This is a genomic window from Micromonospora foliorum (assembly GCF_022229015.1).
GTDB lineage: Bacteria > Actinomycetota > Actinomycetes > Mycobacteriales > Micromonosporaceae > Micromonospora > Micromonospora foliorum.
The window spans coordinates 1-3,534 of record NZ_JAKKFF010000493.1 but is presented as its reverse complement, the minus strand read 5'-3'; the positions used below and the strand labels follow the sequence as shown (position 1 = coordinate 3,534).

Here is a 3,534-nt window from a genome sequence, read left to right as displayed (position 1 = left end):
CGGCAACGGCGGCGGCGGCGAGGGTGGCGAGGGCGGCGAGCGTCCGCGTCGTCGGACCCGGCACAGCTGACCGTCGTACCCAGCATCACCCACCCCTCGTCGAACCGGGAGCAAGTCGTGAGTCGGGCCATCAGCGCGCCGTTTCCACCGGATCGACGGGGGGTGGCCCCGTCTCGGGACACCGGGGCGGGCCGCTCCGGCGGCACCGCCCGCGCGGTGACCCGGACGCTCAGCGACGACCCGCTGGGCGGCACGGTACGACGTACCGTGCTGCCCAGCGGCCTGCGCGTCCTCACCGAGGCGATTCCGGCGATGCGCAGCGTCTCGTTCGGCATCTGGGTGGCGGTCGGCTCGCGCGACGAGACCGGCCCGCAGGCCGGTGCCGCGCACTTCCTCGAGCACCTGCTCTTCAAGGGCACCCACAAGCGCACCGCACTGGAGATCTCCTCGCAGATCGAGGCGGTGGGTGGTGAGACCAACGCCTTCACCACGAAGGAATACACCTGCTACTACGCCCGCGTGCTGGACGAGGACCTGCCGCTGGCGATCGACGTGATGTGCGATCTGGTCGCCGACTCGCTGTTGGAGCCGGCCGACGTCGAGACGGAGCGTGGCGTGATCCTGGAGGAGATCGCCATGCACGACGACGAGCCCGGTGACGAGGTGCACGACCTCTTCGTCCAGGCTGTCTACGGCGATCACCCGCTGGGTCGGCTGATCTCCGGCACCGCGGAGACCGTCACGCCGATGACCCGCCGGCAGATCCAGAGCTTCTACCGGGGTCGCTACACCGCGCCGCAGATCGTCATCGCCGCCGCCGGCAACCTCGACCACGCCGCGGTGGTCAAGCTGGTCCGGCAGGCGGTGCGCGGCACCCCACTGGACAGCGACCCGGCCAGCCCGGCGCCGCACCGCGCGGCGACGCCGGCGGTACGCACCAAGCCGGCGACCACCCTGGTGGAGCCGAAGGAGACCGAGCAGGCGCACGTCATCATCGGCTGCCCCGGCATCGACCGGCTCGACGATCGACGGTTCGCCCTCGGGGTGCTCAACAACGTGCTCGGCGGCGGCATGTCCAGCCGCCTGTTCCAGGAGATCCGCGAGCAGCGCGGTCTCGCGTACTCGGTCTACTCCTACGCCAGCCAGTACGCCGACACCGGCCTGTTCGCCGTCTACGCCGGCTGTGCGCCGGGCAAGGTGGACGAGGTGCTGGCCCTGACCCGCGCCGAGCTGGCCCGGGTGGCCGCGGAAGGGTTGACCGAGGCCGAGGTGGCCCGGGGCAAGGGGATGAGCAAGGGCTCCTTCGTGCTCGGCCTGGAGGACACCGGTTCCCGGATGAGCCGGCTGGCCAAGGGTGAGCTGCTCTACGGCGACCTGATGCCGGTCGACGAACTGCTCCGCCGCGTCGACGAGGTCACCGTGGAGGACGTGAACGTCCTCGCCGCCGAGCTGCTCAGCCGCCCGATGTCGCTGGCCGTGGTAGGCCCGTTCGCCGCTGGCGACTTCGCGGTCTGAGGTCTGCCGCCCGGCCTGGTCGAGGCACCCCGGTCGGGCGTCCCGGCCGGTGGAGCACAGCGGATCCGGCCGGAAGGGCCCGTCCCGATTGGGATAGGTTGTGCCCCGTGACTGACCAGCAGGGAAAGACCCCGGCCCAGCAGCTGCGGGTCGGCGTGTTTGGTGCGCGCGGCCGGATGGGCATCGAGGTGTGCAAGGCGGTCGACGCCGCCGACGATCTCGACCTGGTGGCGGCGATCGACCAGGGCGACAGCCGCTCCGCCGCGTCCACCGCCGAGGTGGTCGTCGACTTCACCACGCCGGACGTCGTCATGGACAACCTCCAATGGTGCATCGAGCAGGGCATCAGCGCGGTGGTCGGCACGACCGGCTTCACCGAGCAGCGGCTGGAGCAGGTGCGCGGCTGGTTGGCCGACAAGCCCGAGGTGGGCGTGGTCATCGCCCCGAACTTCGGCATCGGCGCGGTGCTGATGATGCAGTTCGCCGCGCGCGCCGCCCGACACTTCGAGTCCGTCGAGATCATCGAGCAGCACCACCCGCGCAAGCTGGACGCCCCGAGCGGCACCGCCACCCACACCGCCCGGCAGATCGCCCGGGCCCGCGCCGAGGCCGGCCTCGGCCCGGTGCCGGACGCCACCAGGGACGAGGTGCCGGGTGCGCGTGGCGCCGACATCGACGGGGTACGCGTGCACGCGGTGCGCGCCACCGGCCTGGTCGCCCACCAGGAGGTGCTCTTCGGCGGCACCGGCGAGACGCTGACCATCCGGCACGACTCGTACGACCGGGTGTCGTTCATGCCGGGTGTGCTGCTGGCCGTCCGCGCCGTGCGCAACCGCCCCGGCCTCACCGTCGGCCTGGACGCCCTGCTCGACTGACGGTCCGTTCCTCCGCCACGCGGCCACGATGCTGGTCGCCAGCGGCAGATCATGGACAGTTTCCGTTCAGCGCCAACGGAAACTGTCCACGATCTGAATCCCCAGCTCGGGTAGCATCCGGCGGATGATCAACGGGGGACACCTGGACCGGGTCGGGCGGCGAGTGACGCTGCGGCCGGTCGACGACGACAACTGGCGGGCGGTGGCCGACGTCGCCCCGCGCGACGACCAGCGCCGGTTCGTGGCCGCGCTGGGGGCCCGTTACCTGCTGCTCAGCATGCGCTCCGAGGTGTGGAACTCGCTCGCGGTGTACGCCGACGAGACCGTCGTCGGCCACGTCATGTGGGGCGTGGACGACGACGGCTCGCACTGGATCGGCGGCATGCTGATCGATGCCGCCGAGCAGGGCCGGGGCGTCGGCCGGGCCACCGTGCAGACGCTGGCCCCTTGGCTGGCGGCCCGGGACGGCAACCCCCCGGTCCGCCTCTCGTACCACCCCGACAACACCCCGGCCGCCGCCCTCTACACCTCCCTGGGCTTCCGCCCCACCGGCGCGGTGGACGACGACGAGCTGATCGCCGAACGAACCCCCTGAGCCCTCGCGATCTTGCACTTTCTGCAGCGACATAACGAACATTCGACCCATCTGGACAGCCGAAACTGCAAGATCGCCGGGGCGTCCAGCCTGGCCTGTGTCGATCATGGAGTTGTGGTGCCCCGCATAAGGGGCGCATATGGAGCTACCGCCCACCACAACTTCATGATCGACGGGCGGGGCGGGGCGGGGCGGGGCGGGGCGAGGTGGGGCGGGGCGGGGCGGGGTTGGGGATTAGTGGGGGAGAGGTTGGGTTGTGGGGCGGCGTTGGGTGGGGACGGCTGGGGTTGGGGTCAGCGGGGTGGGGAGGCCGGTGACGGTGGCTTCGCCGGTGCGGTCGACCGTGACGTGCACCGGACTGTTGGCCACGCGGAGGCCGTCGACCCCTACGGCACCCAACTCTGCTCCCGCCAGGGGCGCCAGTCGGACCGTGCCGCCCGGTACGTCCGGGTAGAGCCCCGTGGCGGCCTGGAGCAGCAGCACCGCGCCCGCCGCGGCCCACGCCGTCGGCCGGCCCGAGGCTCTACCCGGTCAGGTCGGCACAGCAAA

Annotated in this window: 4 protein-coding genes; all 4 read left to right on the top strand. The window is 71.8% G+C overall.

Features of this window, described 5'->3' with window-relative positions:
* Positions 1–117: 117 nt before the first annotated feature.
* The gene (locus PSH25_RS28775; protein ID WP_238662021.1) at positions 118–1,515 is read left to right on the top strand and encodes a M16 family metallopeptidase; all 1,398 of its coding nucleotides are present in this window, start codon (positions 118–120) and stop codon (positions 1,513–1,515) included.
* A gap of 107 nt (positions 1,516–1,622) precedes the next feature.
* Entirely contained in the window at positions 1,623–2,390 is a 768-nt protein-coding gene (gene dapB / locus PSH25_RS28770; protein WP_238662020.1) for a 4-hydroxy-tetrahydrodipicolinate reductase, read from the top strand.
* Between the two features lie 124 nt (positions 2,391–2,514).
* Positions 2,515–2,985 (top strand): GNAT family N-acetyltransferase, encoded by a 471-nt coding sequence (locus tag PSH25_RS28765; protein ID WP_238662019.1) that lies wholly within the window; start codon positions 2,515–2,517, stop codon positions 2,983–2,985.
* 237 nt (positions 2,986–3,222) lie between these two features.
* Positions 3,223–3,534: hypothetical protein (locus PSH25_RS28760; RefSeq protein WP_238662018.1), on the top strand; the 312-nt coding region annotated here is incomplete at its 3' end.